General features: G+C 35.6%; 18 protein-coding genes. 4 read left to right on the top strand and 14 right to left on the bottom strand.

All coding sequences use genetic code 11. The features are described 5' to 3' along the window. The first annotated feature begins 98 nt into the window (after nt 1-98). Nucleotides 99-1,460, top strand: coding sequence for a DNA repair protein RadA (gene radA, locus EKL96_RS02860; protein ID WP_126457932.1), 1,362 nt, complete (start codon nt 99-101; stop codon nt 1,458-1,460). A gap of 378 nt (nt 1,461-1,838) precedes the next feature. After that, nucleotides 1,839-3,806 carry a transglycosylase domain-containing protein gene (locus tag EKL96_RS02855; protein WP_126457929.1) on the top strand — a complete coding sequence of 656 codons (1,968 nt, stop codon included), beginning with the start codon at nt 1,839-1,841 and terminating at the stop codon, nt 3,804-3,806. Nucleotides 3,807-3,856: 50 nt separating this feature from the next. On the opposite strand, the gene EKL96_RS02850 is transcribed toward EKL96_RS02855, so the two are convergent. The 3 genes from EKL96_RS02850 to EKL96_RS02840 all read right to left on the bottom strand — a co-directional run bounded on the left by EKL96_RS02850 (nt 3,857) and on the right by EKL96_RS02840 (nt 7,125). Beyond that, complete coding sequence (locus EKL96_RS02850; RefSeq protein ID WP_126457926.1) at nt 3,857-4,894, bottom strand: aldo/keto reductase; 1,038 nt, start codon at nt 4,892-4,894, stop codon at nt 3,857-3,859. Between the two features lie 355 nt (nt 4,895-5,249). Then, a complete protein-coding gene (locus tag EKL96_RS02845; RefSeq protein WP_126457923.1) occupies nt 5,250-6,191 on the bottom strand; it encodes a flagellar motor protein MotB in 942 nt (313 codons plus the stop codon). 172 nt (nt 6,192-6,363) lie between these two features. After that, nucleotides 6,364-7,125: an exodeoxyribonuclease III gene (locus tag EKL96_RS02840; RefSeq protein WP_126457920.1), complete on the bottom strand. Its 762-nt coding sequence runs from the start codon at nt 7,123-7,125 to the stop codon at nt 6,364-6,366. A gap of 199 nt (nt 7,126-7,324) precedes the next feature. On the opposite strand from EKL96_RS02840, the gene EKL96_RS02835 reads away from it, so the two are divergent. After that, nucleotides 7,325-9,127: a GNAT family N-acyltransferase gene (locus EKL96_RS02835; RefSeq protein WP_126457917.1), complete on the top strand. Its 1,803-nt coding sequence runs from the start codon at nt 7,325-7,327 to the stop codon at nt 9,125-9,127. A 275-nt stretch (nt 9,128-9,402) separates the two neighbouring features. On the opposite strand, the gene EKL96_RS02830 is transcribed toward EKL96_RS02835, so the two are convergent. Together EKL96_RS02830 and EKL96_RS02825 are read right to left on the bottom strand one after the other, a co-directional pair. Beyond that, nucleotides 9,403-9,684, bottom strand: a complete 282-nt coding sequence (locus EKL96_RS02830; protein ID WP_126451929.1) for a TM2 domain-containing protein — start codon at nt 9,682-9,684, stop codon at nt 9,403-9,405. A gap of 444 nt (nt 9,685-10,128) precedes the next feature. Then, nucleotides 10,129-11,076, bottom strand: a complete 948-nt coding sequence (locus tag EKL96_RS02825; protein WP_126457914.1) for a 2-hydroxyacid dehydrogenase — start codon at nt 11,074-11,076, stop codon at nt 10,129-10,131. A 145-nt stretch (nt 11,077-11,221) separates the two neighbouring features. Between EKL96_RS02825 and nhaA the strand changes: the two genes are divergently transcribed. Beyond that, nucleotides 11,222-12,391, top strand: coding sequence for a Na+/H+ antiporter NhaA (gene nhaA, locus EKL96_RS02820; RefSeq protein ID WP_126451927.1), 1,170 nt, complete (start codon nt 11,222-11,224; stop codon nt 12,389-12,391). 68 nt (nt 12,392-12,459) lie between these two features. Here nhaA and EKL96_RS02815 read toward each other — a convergent pair whose 3' ends face one another. The 9 genes from EKL96_RS02815 to EKL96_RS02775 form a co-directional block, all read right to left on the bottom strand. Beyond that, entirely contained in the window at nt 12,460-12,774 is a 315-nt protein-coding gene (locus EKL96_RS02815; protein ID WP_126457911.1) for a hypothetical protein, read from the bottom strand. Between the two features lie 166 nt (nt 12,775-12,940). After that, nucleotides 12,941-13,321 carry a Dabb family protein gene (locus EKL96_RS02810; RefSeq protein ID WP_126457908.1) on the bottom strand — a complete coding sequence of 127 codons (381 nt, stop codon included), beginning with the start codon at nt 13,319-13,321 and terminating at the stop codon, nt 12,941-12,943. A 145-nt stretch (nt 13,322-13,466) separates the two neighbouring features. Then, nucleotides 13,467-14,564, bottom strand: a complete 1,098-nt coding sequence (locus EKL96_RS02805; protein ID WP_126457905.1) for a YbjQ family protein — start codon at nt 14,562-14,564, stop codon at nt 13,467-13,469. Between the two features lie 151 nt (nt 14,565-14,715). Further along, a complete protein-coding gene (locus EKL96_RS02800) occupies nt 14,716-14,913 on the bottom strand; it encodes a hypothetical protein (RefSeq protein WP_126451923.1) in 198 nt (65 codons plus the stop codon). Nucleotides 14,914-14,915: 2 nt separating this feature from the next. After that, a complete protein-coding gene (locus tag EKL96_RS02795) occupies nt 14,916-15,455 on the bottom strand; it encodes a hypothetical protein (protein ID WP_126457902.1) in 540 nt (179 codons plus the stop codon). A gap of 412 nt (nt 15,456-15,867) precedes the next feature. Next, nucleotides 15,868-16,644, bottom strand: coding sequence for a pyrroline-5-carboxylate reductase (gene proC, locus EKL96_RS02790; RefSeq protein WP_126457899.1), 777 nt, complete (start codon nt 16,642-16,644; stop codon nt 15,868-15,870). Between the two features lie 169 nt (nt 16,645-16,813). Further along, nucleotides 16,814-18,166 (bottom strand): magnesium transporter, encoded by a 1,353-nt coding sequence (gene mgtE / locus EKL96_RS02785; RefSeq protein WP_126457896.1) that lies wholly within the window; start codon nt 18,164-18,166, stop codon nt 16,814-16,816. Continuing rightward, the gene (gene rsmA, locus EKL96_RS02780) at nt 18,156-18,935 is read right to left on the bottom strand and encodes a 16S rRNA (adenine(1518)-N(6)/adenine(1519)-N(6))-dimethyltransferase RsmA (protein ID WP_126457893.1); all 780 of its coding nucleotides are present in this window, start codon (nt 18,933-18,935) and stop codon (nt 18,156-18,158) included. The genes mgtE and rsmA overlap by 11 nt, the downstream gene beginning before the upstream one ends. Nucleotides 18,936-19,051: 116 nt before the next feature. Further along, nucleotides 19,052-19,582 (bottom strand): ORF6N domain-containing protein, encoded by a 531-nt coding sequence (locus EKL96_RS02775; protein WP_126457890.1) that lies wholly within the window; start codon nt 19,580-19,582, stop codon nt 19,052-19,054. Nucleotides 19,583-19,613 lie beyond the last annotated feature (31 nt).

The following is a 19,613-nucleotide window of genomic DNA, read 5'->3' as shown; positions in this document are numbered from 1 at the left end:
TATTGCTTCTCCTAGTGAGCGTGAAATACCCGTACTTTAACCAAACGGTTGCTACTAGAAAAACAGGATGCTATGAAAAGCCAAATACCAAAAAAATAATGTCAAAAGTAAAAACAACTTTTTTTTGCCAAAACTGTGGCGCACAATATGCCAAATGGCAAGGGCAATGCAATTCCTGTAAAGAATGGAATACAATAGCAGAAGAAATTATACAGAAACAAGAAAAAACAGCTTGGAAAAGCGAAACTACTTCTAGCAGTAAAGCACCAAAACCGTTACGAATAAACGAAATTGATTCTGCTCAGGAAATCCGAATGGACACGACAGATGGCGAACTAAATCGCGTTCTGGGTGGCGGAATCGTTCCCGGCTCCTTGATCCTTTTAGGTGGTGAACCCGGCATAGGAAAAAGCACACTGTTGCTCCAAATCTCTTTAAAATTACCGTATAAAACTTTATATGTTTCAGGCGAGGAAAGTCAGAAACAAATAAAAATGCGTGCCGAAAGAATCACGCCCAGCGGTGACAATTGCTATATTCTTACCGAAACCAAAACCCAAAACATCTTCAAGCAAATTGAAGCCATACAACCGGAAATCGTGATTATCGATTCCATTCAAACCTTGCATACGGATTATATCGAATCCACTCCCGGCAGTATTTCTCAAATACGGGAAACCACTGCCGAACTAATCAAATTTGCCAAAGAAACTAATATTCCAGTGATTCTGATTGGTCATATCACCAAAGACGGTAACATTGCCGGACCAAAAATCCTAGAACACATGGTGGACACAGTTTTGCAGTTTGAAGGTGACCGAAATCACGTATATCGCATTTTACGTTCGTTAAAAAACCGTTTCGGATCCACTGCTGAAATTGGTATTTATGAAATGCTGGGCAATGGTTTACGCGAAGTTTCGAATCCATCCGAAATACTGATTTCGCATAAAGACGAGGAATTATCGGGAACAGCAATTGCTTCAACTTTAGAAGGCATGCGCCCGTTGATGATTGAAATTCAAGCCTTGGTAAGCACCGCAGTTTACGGAACGCCACAACGCAGCACGACGGGGTATAACGCCAAAAGACTTAATATGATTCTGGCCGTTTTAGAGAAAAGAGCCGGTTTTAGGCTTGGCGCAAAAGACGTTTTCCTGAACATCACAGGAGGAATTTCAGTGGATGATCCTGCGATAGATTTGGCTGTAGTTGCCGCCATTTTGTCCTCGAATGAAGATATAGCAGTCAATAAAGATTTTTGCTTTGCCGGCGAAGTGGGCCTTTCCGGTGAAATACGTCCGGTAAACCGTGTAGACCAACGCATTCAGGAAGCGGAAAAATTAGGTTTTTCGACCATTTTTGTTTCTAAATATAATAAAATTGCATTGAAAAATACCGGAATTAACATTCGATTAGTAGCCAAAATTGAAGATGTGGCGAGTGAGTTGTTTGGATGATATTTGTTGACAAATCTAAAATAACGTTTCTCTTATACATTTAGTGTTGCAACTAATTGTAATTGATTGGTTTACGATGCAGAAGTTGTAGTCTTGATTTGTTTTCAAATACTCTAAGGGCACGGATTGCAAATCCGTTATCGGGATATAAAAAACCGAAATCCAATTACTAATGGCACTGCTGCCGCTAATATCAAAAACTACAACGCAGAAATGTTGTAGTTTTTTTATGTCCTAAAATGGAATAGTATTCATTTTATCCAATCAAAACTATAAAGAAAATTATAAAAAACTCAGCTTTAGTATTATTTTCCTTTTCTTTATGAATAATATTATAAACGCCTTGTATTTTAGATTCTTTTATTTTTAAAACTGTTTATGAAAACCAAAAAACAAAACATAATTCTAGCAACAAAAATACTTTTTGTATTGTTTACCACTATAATTATTGCTTTTTACCTCTTTCGTGATGCCGTTTTACAGCAAACCATTGCAAAAGTTTCCCATGAAATGAAAATGGATTACAACAGTACTTTTACGATAAAAAAAGCTTCTTTTGAAGGATTGTCCGGTCTAAATCTTACTGAAATCATTTTGGTTCCAAAAAATGCCGATACGCTTTTTAAAATTAAAAAATTAAAAACCAGCGTTAATTTGTGGCATTTGATAACCGGCGACCTACAACTTGGTACTTTAGAGGTTCAGAATGGTTTTATTCAATTAGTAAAAAAAGGAAAAAAGGGAAATTACGATGCTTTTTTAAAGAGGGACAATCAAACACCAGTACAAAATGAGAAAAGAGATTACGCTCAATTTGCCTACAGAATCATCTCAAAAGTACTAAATTTAGTTCCAACTGATATGATTCTGAACAATCTTTCGATCCGAATTAACGATAACGAAAAAAAAACAAACATCAATTTCCAAAAATTGCGATTGGTCAACAAGCAACTTGAAACTGCTATTCAAGTGCAAACCAACACCTTTACTCAGCACTGGAAAATTAAAGGATTTGCCGATCCCAGAAATAAAAAAGCCGATATTAGATTCGTTAATATCGACACCGGTGCCATCAAAATGCCGTATTTAGACGAGCGGTTCAACCTAAAATCAAGCTTTGACTCCATTCGTTTGAATATTCAAAACATAGATAAAGACGGTGATGAATTGCATATCGATGGGTTTATGGCTATTGCTAATTTAAAACTCAACCATCCTAAAATCGCCAGCAAAGATGTATTGCTAAAAAACGCCAAATTTGACTACCGTTTTCTTTTGGGTTCTGATTTTATTTCGATTGACAGCACCTCAACAGTTCAGTTAAACAAGATAAAATTTCATCCTTATGTGGCTTATGAAACTGAAAAAGACACGATTTATAAACTCAAAGTGAATATTCCAAAAATGAACGCGCAGGATTTTATCACTTCGCTTCCAGACGGTTTATTTGCCAATTTTCAAGGCATGAAAGCCAGTGGTACTTTTGATTACAAATTGGACTTTGCATTCAACCAAAACAAACCCAATCAACTGGTTTTTGACAGCAAACTAAAAAAAGAAAATCTAAAAATTACAAAATACGGTGAAGCCAACCTGAACAAACTCAATGGCGAATTTGTGTATCGCGCACTTATAAAGAACGTGTTGCAACGTCCGGTTTTAGTGGGCTCTGCTAATCCAAATTTCACGCCACTGGACCAAATTTCACCCTATTTACGAAAGTCGGTTTTGACAACGGAAGATCCTTCTTTCTTTTCGCATCGTGGTTTTATCAGCGAAGCTTTCAAACAATCCATCATCAAAAACATAAAAACTAAAAAGTTTTCCCGCGGCGCCAGTACCATCAGCATGCAATTAGTGAAAAATGTTTTTCTGAGTCGGGAAAAAACTGTTTCCCGTAAACTGGAAGAAATTTTATTGGTTTATATTCTGGAAAACAACCGGATTGTAAGCAAGGAACGCATGCTCGAAGTGTATTTTAATATTATCGAATGGGGTCCAAATGTATATGGAATTGGCGAAGCAAGTCAATTTTATTTCCAAAAAACACCTTTGGAATTATCACTGAACGAATGCTTGTATCTCGCCCGAATTATTCCAAGTCCAAAAAAATTCATGTATCAGTTCAACGATCAGGGAATGTTGAAAGATTTTGCTGTAAAACAAGAGTTGTTCTTAACCAATATTATGTTTCGAAGAGGGCTTTTGACTCCTGAAGACACGATTTACAAGTCCTTACCAATATTGATTTCAGGACCTGCAAAATCTTTTATCAAATTCAAAATACAAGATTCAACACAAATAAAAGTGGATTCTTTATCGGTTGACGATGAATTTGATCTGTAATATTGAAAACAACCCTGTCCAATTTCAAAAATCAGACAGGGTTGTTTCATTTAAGGTGCCGGATCCGGAATCACGGCTTGCACTTCATCAATCGCTTTTAAGATTTCATCCGAAAGTGACACTTGAATGGTATCAATATTTTCTTTTAATTGTTCCAATGTGGTTGCGCCAATAATCGTGCTGGTTACAAACAGCTGTTGGGCTATAAATGCCAACGACAATTCCGTCAAGGTCAATCCGTTTTTCTTAGCGATTTCCTGATATAGCCGCGTGGCTTCGGTGCATTGTGGACTGCTATATCTGGAATACTGCGGAAACAATTTGATTCTGGCATTTGGATGCGCTTCGCCAGTAAGGAATTTACCGGACAAAACGCCAAAAGCCATTGGAGAATACGCCAATAAACCAACATTTTCTCTCAGGCAAATTTCAGCGGACCCGTTTTCAAAAAGTCGGTTCAATAACGAATACGGATTTTGAATCGTCTTTATTCTTGGCAGATTATTGTATTTGCTTTCCTCCAGAAAACGCATAATTCCCCAAGGATTTTCATTTGAAAGACCTATGTGATTTATTTTTCCTTCCTTGACAAAACCGTCTAATGCTTCCAGCACATTATGAATATTATCTTCCCAAGCATCGTCTTGCACTTTGAAACCGCGTTGTCCAAAATAATTGGTTTTACGTTCCGGCCAATGCAATTGGTACACATCCAGATAATCAGTTTGCAGGCGTTGCAAACTACTGTCCAATGCAAACTTGATACTGGCGGGCGAAAAATCTAATTTTTCTCTCATATAGCCAAAATTAGGATTGGGTCCGGCAATTTTGGAGGCCAAAACAATTTCTTCTCTTTTCCCTGTTTTCTTGAACCAGGTTCCAAGGATTTTCTCTGTACTTCCATAGGTTTCCTGACGCCCCGGAATAGAATACATTTCGGCAGTATCAAAGAAATTGACTCCATTTTCAAAAGCATAATCCATTTGTGCGTGACCATCAGCTTCTGTGTTTTGTTGCCCAAAAGTCATGGTTCCAAGGCAAATTTTGCTGACTTTTATATCAGTATTTGGTAATGTTGTATATTTCATATTTAAGGAAATTGTATTTTATTTTCGAAAACAAAGATAAAATTAGTTTGCGGTTACGATTTAGTGTTAACAGAAAATTGACAAAAGTTTACAGGATGTTAAAAAAATAACCGCGAATTCGCAAATTAAAAGCCCTTGAAACGAAAGATAAAATTAGCGAATTAGCGGTTAAGAAAAGGTTCCTTTTTTAAATCATTAAGAGATTAAGTTTCATTAAGAATTCACGCATAATTTTCTTAATTCCTTAATGGTTAAACTTATAAAACTGGAGATTATTTTATAAAATATCCCGTAGAGAACAAAAAAAGGTTCAAAGCATACACTCTGAACCTTTCTATACTTTAACCTTTAAACCTTAATTTATTTCATTCAGCATTTCGGCAATTTCATCTAATCTTGGGGTAAGAATGATTTCGATTCTGCGGTTCTTCGCTTTTCCGTCAGCAGTTGCATTGCTGGCTAGCGGAGAGAACTCTCCTCGTCCTGCGGCGGTAAGACTTTGTTTGTTGATTTTTGAGTTTTCGCTCAAAATAGCTACGATTGCGGTGGCTCTTTTGGTTGATAAATCCCAGTTATCCGCAATTGGTCCAGAAGCTGAAAAAGCATCATCATCCGTATGTCCTTCAATAAGAACGGAGATTTCAGGATTGTCTCCTAAAACTTTACCTAATTCTACTACTGCCTTTTTCCCTTCGGAACCTACTGACCAACTTCCAGAATTGAAGAGCAGTTTGTTCTCCATGGATACGTATACTTTTCCATTTTTTTGTTCGACAGTCAATCCTTTTCCTTCAAAACTATTCAAAGCATTAGAGAGTGTTTCTTTTAGTTTTTTCATGTTGGCTTCTTTGGCGGCGATCAAGTCTTCTAATTCTTGCAAACGCTGGGCACTTTTGCTCAAACGCTCTTGTTCTACTGCCAACGCTTTTGCTTTCTCATCCAATTGGCCTAGTAAATCACGATTTTTCTTCATGTTACTTTGTAAAGCCTCTCCGCTGTTTTTCTCTAAAGCGGCATAGGAATCCTGCAGGACTTCGAGTTTGTTTTGAGCAGCAGCATAATCTGCTTTCAATTTATCAAGTGCTGCTTTAGAAGCACTCAAGTCAGAAGTTAAAGCAGTTCTATCTAAATCCAATTGGTTTTTAGTTTTCAGCAAATCTTCATTTTCGTCCGTTAGGCTTCGGTTTTCCTTTTTGGAATCCGCATACTTGCTTTCTAAGTCATTGTATATTTTTTTTGACACGCAGGATGTTGAAAGTGCCAATACGAGTAATCCTAAGGAAAATTTTTTAATCATTTTAATGGTGTTTATATCGTTTTTATTGTTGTTTTGAAATCAAAAATTTAAATTGCATTCGGATGCCCTAGCCCCGATAGAAGTGAAAATCCTTTTCTCTCGTTTTTTAACGAGAGAAAAGATTGTAGCGGATAGCGGGAAATAGCTCCTCCTTTGGCTGCGCTAAAGATGATTACTCTAATTCTACCAAGACCGGGCAATGATCTGAATGTACGGCATCTGATAAAATAACGGCTCTTTTGAGTTTATGTTTCAAAGAATTGGCAACTAAATTATAATCGATGCGCCACCCTTTGTTATTCCCTCTGGCTCCAGCGCGGTAACTCCACCAGGAATACTGGTGCGGTTCACTGTTGAAATGGCGAAAACTATCGACAAATCCGGACTTTATAAATCCGTCAAGCCAGGTTCTTTCATGGGGTAAAAATCCGGAAACGGTCTTGTTTCTAATTGGGTCATGAATGTCAATTGCCTCATGGCAAATGTTGTAATCGCCACAGATAATCAAGTTTGGCGTTTCTTTTTTGAGTTCATCAATATAATTCTTAAAATCATCCATAAACATGAATTTATGGTCGAGTCGCTCCATATTTGTCCCAGATGGCAGGTACAAACTCATCACGGAAAAATCATCAAAATCAGCCCGAAGATTTCTTCCTTCAAAATCCATGTGGTGAATTCCGGTTCCGTGGACCACATTATTAGGTTTGATCTTTGAAAGAATCGCTACGCCGCTGTACCCTTTTTTAGTGGCTGAATAATAATATTGATACGGATACCCTGCCTTTGCAATAGCCTCCACAGGAATTTGATCCTCAGTGGCTTTGATTTCCTGTAGGCAAATGATGTCCGGATTTGCCTGTTGCAGCCAATCGATAAATCCTTTTGAAATTGCGGCTCTAATTCCGTTGACGTTGTATGAAATAATTCTCATAAAGTGTGTATTTGAATTTCTGTAGAAATAAATAATTCCCAAATGGTATTAGAAATGCATTTTTAGAATCTGTCAGAAAAAATCATGGTGTGTATATAACGATTTCAAATGTAATAAAAAAGTACAAGTTTGACTCAGAAAAATAGAGAAAATGGAGTTTTTTGCTATCTTTGTTTCTTGCTTTAAAAGAAAAAAATTCATGGGTTTAGTAACCGCCAAAGAAGTTGCAAAAGCAATAAATGCTGATAAGTATGGAGTTCTAGGTACCTTCTCAGGATGGATGCTTATGAAGGTGCTAAAGATTTCTACCTTAAACAAAATGTACGACAGAAATAAGCATTTGAAAGATGTTAATTTCCTGAATGGAATATTAGATGATTTACAAATAAAATTTGAAATTCCGGAAGAGGATTTAAAGCGCCTGCCAAAAGAAGGAGCTTACATCACGATTTCAAACCATCCACTGGGAGGAATTGACGGGGTTTTATTATTGAAATTAATGCTGGAGAGAGAACCCAATTTCAAGATTATTGCTAATTTTCTTTTACACCGAATTAAGCCGCTCAAAAAATACATCATGCCTGTGAATCCTTTTGAAAATCATAAGGATGCTAAATCAAGCGTGGTGGGAATCAAGGAAACACTGCGTCATTTAAGCGATGGAAAACCCTTAGGCATGTTTCCCGCAGGCGAAGTCTCTACCTATAAAGATGGTAAGTTAATGGTAGATAAGCCTTGGGAAGAAGGAGCTATCAAAGTAATTAGAAAAGCGCAGGTGCCTGTGGTTCCTATTTATTTTCATGCTAAAAACAGTCGATTATTTTATTTGCTTTCTAAAATAAGCGGGACTTTTAGAACGGCAAAACTGCCTTCGGAAGTCTTTAGCCAGAAACGCCGTGTGATCAAAGTGCGTATTGGTAAACCAATTTCCGTAAGCGAACAAAATGAGCACAAGACTTTAGAGGAATACTCTGAGTTTTTAAGAAAAAAAACGTACATGTTGGCCAATCCTTTTGAGAAAGAAATTCCTTTTTTGCCAACGCCTACTTTAAAAATTCCTAAAAGCCCAAAGACAATTGTCACTGCTGCCAACAGCGAAAAGATGATTGCCGAAGTTGATGCCGCCAGAAATAGCGATTGCCGCCTTTTACAAAGTAAAAATTATGAGGTTTTCTTTTCTGAAGCCACTAAAATTCCAAATATCCTGCATGAAATAGGACGTCTTAGAGAAATCACTTTCAGAGAAGTAGGCGAAGGAACCAATGAGTCTATTGATTTAGACAAGCACGATAAATATTATCATCACTTGTTTTTATGGGATAATGAAGCCCATAAGATTGCCGGTGCGTACCGAATGGGATTGGGTTCAGAAATTTATCCGAAGTATGGAATCAATGGATTCTACCTCAACGATCTGTTTAGGTTTGAGCCCGAATTACATGATATGATGCACAAATCTATCGAAATGGGACGCGCTTTTATCATCAAAGAGTACCAACAAAAACCAATGCCGCTTTTCTTGCTTTGGAAAGGAATTATGCATACCACCTTACGCTATCCCGAACATAAATTTTTATTGGGAGGCGTGAGTATCAGTAATCAATTTTCAGATTTTTCTAAATCCTTAATGATTGAATTTATGAAATCCAATTATTATGATCCGTACATTGCGCAATACATTCATCCCAAAAAAGCGTATAAAGTAAAATTAAAAGATGCCGATAAGGATTTTATTTTTAACGAAACCGAATCGGATTTGAATAAGTTTGATAAAATTATCGACGAGCTGGAACCGGGAAGTTTGCGTTTGCCGGTTTTAATCAAAAAATACATCAAACAAAATGCAAAAGTGGTCGCATTTAATGTGGATCCGTTGTTTAATAATGCCGTAGACGGATTGATGTACATCAGGATTGCAGACATTCCGGAAAGTACCATGAAGCCCGTAATGGAAGAATTCCAGAAAGAATTGGAGCGGAAACTGAGCGAGAAAGAAGATTAATTTCAGAATTACATTAAATAAGTAAGTCGAAAGTTTAAAAGTCGTAAAGTCAAAAGAATTAACTTTAAGTAAAACAACTTTAAATCAGATTGTTACATAATTTTATCCTGATTTTAAAATACGACATTATACCATGGTTATTACTTAGTTGCTAGAAATTTTACAAATCAGCACAAAATTAATTCGTGGCAATTAGTGAAATTTGTGGTAGAAAAATACCCCCAAATAGTGTCTGCCTTTTTGGGGACAGTCTAAAACCGGGATTTTTTTATGTTTTAAAACCAAGCCTTTTTACCTACTTGATACATTTGGTAAAACTCCTCGTCAGATTTTGTCAAATAAATTATTCCTTCGATAATACCTAAAATGTACGTCACCGTTCCGCAGGTAAAAAGACTAATTACCAACCATATTATCCCTTCAGTAGTATACCCCAATAGGAATTTATGAATCGCAAGAGGACCTAAAAGTATCGCTAAAATTCCGGCAGGCAGCTTTTTATTGTTTTGACGAACTGGCAGCGGATTATTCCAATTTTCAATCTTCGAATTTTGCATAAATAATTTGTATTAGATTGTTTTTCAATGGTTAAAAATATAAAAATTATTGAAACACTCTACCAATTGGTTCAAAAATTCGGTTTTATTTCCTCCACTATTCAAAATCCATCCGAATTTTCTAGAGTTACAAACCTCCATAACGCCCACAATTATTACGCCTTCATCTGATAATTTTGCAATAAACGTTCTAAATCATCAACTGTAAAATTTTGCACGAACCGTTTTTCGCTTGGCTTAAAATGATTGGTACCATCCATAAACGGCTGCCATTGGATAGAACAATCCTTCCCTATTTTGTCTTTCCACCAAAAAGCAAAACGATACGAATTGGCTTTAAACCAAGATGTTATCTTCGCAACAAGCGACGAGTTTTAGGGATTTTCACTTTAAAGAAGAAACTCCAATTCCCGTATTGCGGTGCTACGGCACGACAAATTTTACCTAACTAAGATACTTTGCTTTTATTTTATCAACGATTACTTGTGCCAATCGTTCATGGCTTTCGAAAGTCCAACCGGCAATATGTGGCGTCAGAATTGCGTTTTTGGCTTTCAACAAATACTGAAAAGCCTCTGGTGTGTTTTTATCGTTAAAAAGGGTTTCAAAAGACAACTTCTCATATTCCAGAACATCTAAACCTGCTCCGAGAATTTTTCCGGATTGCATGGCAGTAACCAAATCGGCAGTGACAATATTCTTGCCTCGAGAGGTATTTATAATCCAAAAAGGCTTAAGAAATCCATTGATAAAATCAGCATTCACCATTTTATTTGTTTCGGAAGTCCATGGAATATGCAAACTCACTACATCTACTTTTTGCTGAAATTCTGCTAAGGAAACCTGCTTCGCATTAGCATCACCCACATTTTCCTGAATGTCATAACACAAGACTTCGACATCAAAACCACGGAGTTTTTTGGCAAATGATTTTCCCATGTTTCCGTACCCGATAATCCCAACGGTTTTACCGTCAAGTTCCTGACCGCGATTGCTTTCCCGGTTCCAATGGCCTGCTCGTATCTCGCTGTCAGCTTGATTCAATTTATTAAAAATGGATAAGATCATACCCAAGGTGTGTTCAGCAACAGCGTTTCTATTTCCTTCTGGAGCGGCAATAAGTGTAATATTTTTAGATGCTGCATGCTCGCAATCAATGCTTTCCAATCCGGCTCCAACGCGAGCGATGAATTGCAAATTAGTAGCTTTATCTAAGAAAGTTTTGTCAATCTTGAAACGGCTTCGAATCACAACTCCTTGATACTCCTGAATTTTAGCTTCGATTTCTTCTTTTGAAGAAGTAAAATCACTGTGATTGATAAACCCGGATTTTTGCAATTGATCCCAAAGTAAAGAGTGATTGCTATCTAGGTGCAGAATTTTAATATCCATAAAAATAGTATTTTTTGATAGTCAAAATTAACAAAAAAATTACGGTTTATACTTTTAAGAACGGAAATTAGCTTTCAAAAGCTTAAATTTGCAGAATTCCTATTCATCATTTATACTATTAATTATAGAAAAAGAAAAACAACAAATGAGATTAACAAAAACATTCAAAGCCTTTTTTGAAAACGAAAAAGCGGGAGGTCTTTTATTACTCCTAGTTACGATACTCTCTCTTCTATTTGCTAATTCCCCTTTTCAAACTGACTATATTGCCTTTTGGGAAACCAATGTCGGCAACCATTCGATCACCCACTGGATCAATGACGGACTGATGACTATCTTCTTTCTTTTGATTGGTTTAGAGCTAGAACGGGAGATCTACAAAGGAGAATTGTCGAGTATTAGAAATGCCACTTTACCTGTTTTTGGTGCTTTAGGCGGGATGATTGTTCCGGCAGGAATTTTTTTACTGCTCAATTTTGGAACACCCACACAAAATGGTGCCGGTATTCCTATGGCTACTGACATTGCCTTTGCAATTGGAGTTTTATCGCTTTTAGGAAATCGGGTTCCTACCTCGCTGAAAGTATTCCTTACTGCCCTTGCTGTAATTGACGACTTAGGGGCTATTTTGGTAATTGCTGTTTTTTATACAAAAACAATTGCTTTTACTAATCTGTTTATTGCTTTTGCCATTATGGGTGGTTTATTTATCCTGAACAAAAGAAAGGTTCACAACCTTATCCCCTATTTAATTGGGGGTGCTGCTATGTGGTATTTTATGCTGAATTCAGGTGTTCACGCCACAATTACCGGAGTGTTATTGGCTTTTGTCATTCCGTTTGGAGACGGAGGCAAGAAAACATCCTCTTATAAATTACAGCATTTTTTACATAAACCGGTTGCGTTTTTGATTCTGCCGCTTTTTGCCATCGCCAATACCAGTATTGCCATTGGTTCTGATTGGTCAGAAGGATTGAATCATACCAATACAATTGGGATCATGCTGGGACTTGTGGTGGGAAAACCTCTTGGAATTTGGCTTTTCTCCTTTTTAGGAGTGAGTTTAGGCATTTGCACGTTGCCCAAAGATTTAAATTGGAAAAAAATAATTGGAGCAGGAATGCTTGGTGGAATTGGGTTCACCATGTCCATTTTTATTACCCTTCTTGCTTTCAAAGAAAGTGGTAAAGAGGTTATTACATACTCTAAAATTGCCATTCTGATTGCTTCTTTTGTTGCTGGTCTGACGGGTTTCTTCTGGTTGAAATATACCTTAAGAAAACAATCTAAAAAGAAGAAAACAGCACTAGTATAAAACATATTGTGATCCTAAAAAGCCTCGTTTAAGCAATTAAACGAGGCTTTTTTATGTTCAATAAGCTTCTATTTTGAATAACTTATCGCAAAACTATTTTTAAAATCTCTTTTTTTAATAAATAAATAAAGCATGAATGGAATAATCATCACAGGAGAAAATTTTTGAAGTACTGCAAATTGAATAACCAAACCGGTTACCACCATTCCGGTCAGTATTCCGAATCCAAGATTGTACGTAAGACTGGGATTTATGCTCAGTACTTTCGTTTCTCCCGCCTTTAGCACTATCTCTTCTGTTTGAAAAGAAGTTCCATCACCAATTTCTATGGTATGTTTTCCGGGCAAAACACGGTATTCTTTCCGGTTGTTGCTGTAGTTCATTTCACACTCCGTTTTGCTATCAATACGTACTACATAGCGATTGGATTTATTCTAAATACCACTGCTTTTAGACATTCTGAAAACAATTGTGCTCTGATTCATGTTTTATTTTTTACGGTTTACTATGCAGAAAAATTGTTCTTTAATTATTTACTGCGATTTTTGTTTACTTATTCGTCCAATAATCTACTACGGTAACTTTATCTGGTGCCGGACTCAAAACAGCTACAAAAGCTTTGTGATCCGGATGAATTAAATATGCATCTCTGTCGGATTTACTGGTGAAAGTCAACACAAAACAATGGGTCAAACCATTATTCAGGTTTTCAGGACTGTTATTAATTCCCCATTCATACGCTTTGATCAATTTGATTTTATGTTCTAAGTTTCCAAAAGCAGTGACTACTTTGTCAATTGCTGCTGCATCTGTACCGGGTTTCCAACCAAACATCACTACATGTTTAAGGATTTGTTTTTGTTCGTCTTTTTGCGCATTCACAGTATAACTTGAAATTAAAATAAGGATTAATAGGAGTAGTTTTTTCATGGTTGTTTTTTTCAAATATAAGATTTATTTGAGTGTTAATACAAATATGAAATGTCAATATTCATCCCTTTTAAGAAAAAAATTGCGCAAAGTCGGAGACGTTTGCGCAGCATAATTAACGAAAAAATTACGGAGTAGCTGTTCGTTATTTTATATATTCACTTATCAATTCCATTTTTTGCTCAATATATTTCACTATTTCATTTGGTTTCATTTCATTTTCTTTAAATCCAGATATATCATTATCACAAGTCCCACAATATTGTCCAATTTCATTTGATTTATTTCCACATTCACAATTCCAAACATCTTTTTCTTTTGATGACAAAAGTTGTTTTTTAGTTGTTATTTCACCTCTTTCTTTAAAAGTTGTAAAAATAAAATTTTTGGTTTGATTTAGATCTTCAATGTCATTTTTATCATAAAATGATTTGTCATAAGCAGATATTCTTATTCCAATTTTTTGTTTTTTGAAATCTGAATTTTTAAGTAAACTCATGTTTTTTTCATAATCAAATAGATTTAATTCCTTGATTACTTTAGATATATACAAAGCAACTTGCTCATTATTATCAATTTCGATTGTGTCATAAAGTAAACTTGTTTTTTTGTTTTCCTCCAAAGAGTCAATGTAACTTATAAAATTTTTATTAAAAATATTATAAGAGTCTGGCATTGACTGAAAGTTTTCAATTGTGTGAGAAAATCTTTTTAATAAGAAAGTAAAAATTTCTTGAACTTGATTCGAAGTTATAAAACTCCATGTTTCATCATCGTAATCTAGTTCTCCATTCTCAGCTCTTTTAATAATATTTTTTCTTTGTCTTAAATTATTAATTCTCTCAACTCCAACATTTTCAAACTTTTTACTAATATTTGATAGTGAGTTTGACTTTTCATCGCTTTCAATAATAACCGCAGTTCCAATCGCGGTTAACATAAACATTGATTTTCCTTTTCCTGATATTTCATCCATATCAATACTTAAACCAATGACACAATTTCCACCAATCTCGTGAGCATTATGTTTTATTCTCTCAATAGCTTCATTATAAAGTGACGATAATTGTTTTTGATAAGAGCTTGAACGACCACCAAAAACATCTGTCAATCCTCCTAAAAAATCACTAAATAAATTTGTTCCTGCAACAATATGAGCTGAAACTGGTTTTAAATGTTTTTTTATTTTCAAACCTTCTGCTGAAGATGTTGTTATTACCAAAATATCTTTAGGGTTTGCCATTTTTAAATTTTTATTTGATTTCTAAATAATTGTTTTTAGTCGCTAGTGCGAGCGTCTCGCTCGTACTCATTATAATTTATATTTTAACTTTTAAATTAGTTTGTAGTCATTTTTTTTTCGCTGTCGTTTGAGAGCTCTTAGGAGATGGCATTTATTTTTTTTCATCCTTATTTTCAGTAGAACTAGATTGATTTTGATTGTTATTTTCTGTATTTGTTGTGATAGTTTGGTTAGTAAGTGAGCTTGGAGGCTGTCTTAGAAACATTGCTTTTTCTTCAATTTTGTCTTGATTTCCTAATCTTTGTTTAAGAATCTCATTTAATTGTTCTTTGTTTATTTTATCGCTCATAATTATTTTATTTTTATAGTTGTTTTTTTATTTAAGGTGTCATTATATCTAAATTCTTCCAATGAACCTTCTATAAATATTTTTTCTCCATTTTTTGATTCTTTTTCAATTGTCATTTTTTTATTTAAATCTGTCTTTTTATGACCTCTTACATTCTCAATATTCAGCACACAATACAAAACCAAAAACAATATCCCTAAAGGTAATGATATTGCAATTGTTAAATTTATTTTAGGAATTAGATTGTCAATTTTTATTTCTGAGACTTTATTTTCTTCAACTTTTTTGATTGATTTTGAAATTTGATTTAAACTTAAATAATGAGCTATAAATCCAAGTGTTAAAGTCAAAATAAATAATCCTAATGAAAAATAAAAAAGTAAAATATATTTTGATTCTTCGAATGGAACAATTTCTTTTATGAAAGTTAATGATAAACCTATTGCACCGCTACTTATTGCTAAAGATTGACTATCAAATTTAGATAAGCTATATTTTAAATCTTCAAACAAATCTTTTATATATTGTTCTTTCTCAGTCATTTTTTGTTTTTAAAAGTTTTCCTGTAGCTATTACCTAACTTGTTTATATAGCTTTTAGCGCCCGACTTATCTACCCTAAATTGAGTTGCTAAGTCTGAAAAGCGACCGTGTTTGTTTTCAAATATAAGATTTATTTTATAAAATTAATTCTCTCCAAATCTATCAAGAAGAAAACACACTGCTTTACGGTTTCCCTCATTTGGATGAAAAAAAATAAAATAATTGTAGATTTTTGATTAACGATTTTTGATTGCAGATGTAGAAAATAGAATATATTTCGATCACGTCCGCGTGAAGGATAGAAGCAAGCTACCGAAGTAGCGCGGATAGCCTGACGCCAATAAAAAAAGGGTCCTCTCAACAGTTACGCTGAGAAGACCCTTTTTGTAATGGCGGCACGCCCAAATGAAATTTATCCCTTGATTTGTTTCAAGGATGTTTTGATGCCTCGGATTAGGGACGAACTGAATCCGTGCATTTCCATTTCGTTCAATCCGGCTATGGTACAGCCTTGTGGCGTGGTGACACGGTCAATTAATTGTTCCGGGTGTACTTTTTCTTCTAGTAGCATTTCGGCAGCACCTTTTACCGTTTGTGCCGAGATGGCTAAGGCGGTTTGCCAGTCAAATCCTATTTCGATACCGGCTTGCATTGAGGCCCGAATGTAGCGCAAGGCAAAAGCGGTTCCGCTGGCCGCCAAAACGGTTGCAGCATCCATTAATTTTTCGTCAATAATAGGAGCGGTTCCCAAATTCTGAAAAAGGGAAACAACATCTTGCGCCTTCTCTTTGTCTTTTTCATTAAACGCAATACAGGTGGCTGAGGCGCCAAACTGTGCCGCGATATTGGGCATGATTCGGATGGCACTATTAGCCGTACCGATTTTGTTTTGCAGATTTTCTATCGACAATCCACTCACTGCCGAGGCGATGATTTTATTAGAAATTACGGGAAGAATTTCGGCCAAAACAGTGTCTACTTGGTATGGTTTGATGGTCAAAATAATGACATCGGCTTCCTGAATCTGATGCATATTATTGGTAGAAACTGTTGCTCCTAATTTTTCAAGATACAGAATGCTGGAGGTGTTTCTTCGGGTTATGGTAACTTGGTCTTCTGGCGAAAATTTTGATAATCCTAATGCGATAGAAACTCCTAAGTTTCCTCCGCCAATAATGTGTACTTTCATGCTGGTTGTGGTTTTTCCTCTCCCCTCCAGAAGCTTTGGGACTTTCCAAAAGAAAGCAAGCCGTCTGGAAAAAGTGTTGGTTGTATAGTTATAGATGTATTCGTTTGTTGTTGTATTTCCTATCTATTCTCTTTGTTCTCTATTCTTTTTCTCTTCTCTTACTTCTATCTTAAAATCCCAAAATCATTTTTGCTATCGAAAAATAAATCAAAATGCCACAAATATCATTACTGGTTGTAATAAACGGACCAGTTGCCAATGCGGGATCAATACCAAATTTATCCAGCAATAACGGGATAAAAGTCCCTATTAATGAAGCAATAATAATTACTGAAATTAATGCTACGCAGATAATAACGCCAATTATCATTTCAACATCCAATAGAAAATGACTTCCTAAAAATAATATTATAGCCAGAATCAATCCATTTAATAAACTTAGGGAGACTTCCTTAACTAATCTATTAAATAGCGATCCGCTCAACGTATTATTAGCCAAACCCTGTACAATAATTGCCGAGGATTGTACACCGACATTTCCTGCCATCGCAGCAATAAGGGGCGTGAAAAAGAATAAATTACCATGTTGCAGCATTGCGCCTTCAAACAATCCCAACACTTTTACGGAGATAAAACCGCCTAAAAGAGCCAAAACTAACCAAGGCAACCGTGCTTTTGTATGTTCAAATATGCTGTCATCTGCCTCAACATCTTGCGAGATACCTGCAGCCAACTGGTAATCCTGATCGGCTTCATCCTTGATTACATCCACAATGTCATCAATAGTGATTCGACCCACTAACCTTCCTAATTCATCTACAACAGGAATAGCTTCTAAATCATATTTCTGCATAATTCGGGCTACCTCAACATCTTCTGTATCTACTTTTACGGAGTTTAATTTCCGGATGTACACATCATTAATTGGGGTTCTGGAAGAAGTGGTCAATAAATCCTTGAGGGATAAACGCCCTTTCAATCGGTCTTCATCATCCACCACATAAATCGAATGGACTCTGGAGATATTTTCGGCCTGAATGCGCATTTCTTTGACACAGGTAAGCACATTCCAATTTTCATTGACTTTTACCAATTCCTTGTGCATGATTCCACCGGCAGTATCTTCGTCATAGCGCAATAAGTCAACAATATCTTTGGCATGTTCTACATCCTGAAGTTCTGATATTACTTCGGCTTTCAAATCTTGTGAAAGCTCCGCTATAATATCAGCTGCATCATTGGTTTCCAGCTCATCTAACTCTTCTGCAATTTCTTTTGGCGAAAGCCTGCTTAATATATTTTCCCGCAAATCATCTTCTAGTTCCAGAAGAATTTCAGCAGTTTTTTCACTGTCTAATACTTTAAAAATATAGGTCGCTTCATTAAAATCAAGCTCATCGAGAATTTCAGCAATATCAGCATGGTGCATATCATTCAATAATACTTCCAGTTGCTGGTCGTTTTTGTTTTGAATGAGTTGCTCTAATTCCTGAATTAATCCTTTGCTGATTTTAAACTCCATCGGCTTCTATTTTTTGGGTGAGTGCTATAAACTGCGCTACATTTAATTGTTCTGGTCGAAGGTTGAAAATTTCATCCTCTCTCAAACTATCCGACAAATTTAAGGTTTTTAAACTATTTCGTAACGTTTTACGTCTCTGCTGAAAAGCAGTTTTCACTACCGTAAAAAACAATTTTTCACCACATGGCAAGCTGTAATCTTTTTTTCTGCGCAAACGTAAAACACCTGATTTTACCTTTGGCGGTGGAATAAAAACATGTTCGTCTACCGTAAATAAATACTCGGCATCATAAAAAGCCTGTACCAAAACCGACAGTATTCCATACGCTTTTGTTCCCTTTTTTTCACAAATGCGTTGTGCCACTTCTTTCTGGAACATTCCGGCAAATTCCGGAATTTGGTGGCGATATTCCAATGTTTTAAAAACAATTTGTGTCGAAATGTTATACGGGAAATTCCCAATGATTGCGAACTGCTTTCCTTCAAAAACTTCGTTAATGTTGTATTTTAGGAAATCTTTAGAAATAATTTTATCTTTTAATTTTGGATAATTTTCGTCTAAATACGTCACTGATTCCGCATCGATTTCAATAACGTAGGTGTTCACCGGTTTATCCAACAAATATTTTGTCAAAACGCCCATTCCTGGTCCTATCTCCAGTACATCATCATACCCTTCTAAGTTCAATGTATCTGCAATGTCTTTGGCAATACTTTCGTCTTTCAAGAAGTGTTGTCCGAGGTGTTTTTTTGCTTTTACTTTTTCCATGTTTGTCTTTGCGAGGCACGAAGCAATCTCACTTTATTGTTAGGTTTATTTTGCCCCTAAGGCACTACTGTATTGTATTAAATATCCAGAAAACTATCGCAAAATCAATATTGCAACTACTTCTTATATCCTATTTTTCCTCGTTCTGGAATGATTTCTTTCTTTTCCATAAGTTCATCTACATATTGAAAAACGAGTTCTATGTTTTTTCCCTGATTTTCAATTTTCTTTTTCATTGTTTCAAAATCAATACGTAAATCCGAATTATCGGAGAGCATTTGCCTCGTTTTTGTAAATATCCGCATTATCTGAATATTGGTTTGAATTGCTTTTTCACTATTCAAAACACTCGATAACATTAATACGCCGTGTTCTGTAAAAGCCATCGGAGCATATCGCAAACCCATCTTTTCAGAATTGGAGATCACAATTTGTGACCTCCAATTCTCCAATTCTACTTTAGATAATTCAAACATAAAATCTTCTGGAAATCTATTCAAATTTCTTCGCACAGCTTGCTTTAAAACCCTTGTTTCAACCCCGTAAAGTATTGCCAAATCACGATCCAGCATTACTTTTTGGTTTCTGATGAAATAAATTTTATTGATAACAATGTCATCTGGAATTATTGAAATTTTATCGCTCATAAAATGAAATTTTTATGTTTTTTATAAATGG

This window comes from Flavobacterium sp. LS1R10 (assembly GCF_003968825.1).
Taxonomy (GTDB): Bacteria; Bacteroidota; Bacteroidia; order Flavobacteriales; family Flavobacteriaceae; genus Flavobacterium.
The sequence above is the reverse complement of the archived record's forward strand: the minus strand, read 5'-3'. Positions and strand labels throughout refer to the sequence as shown.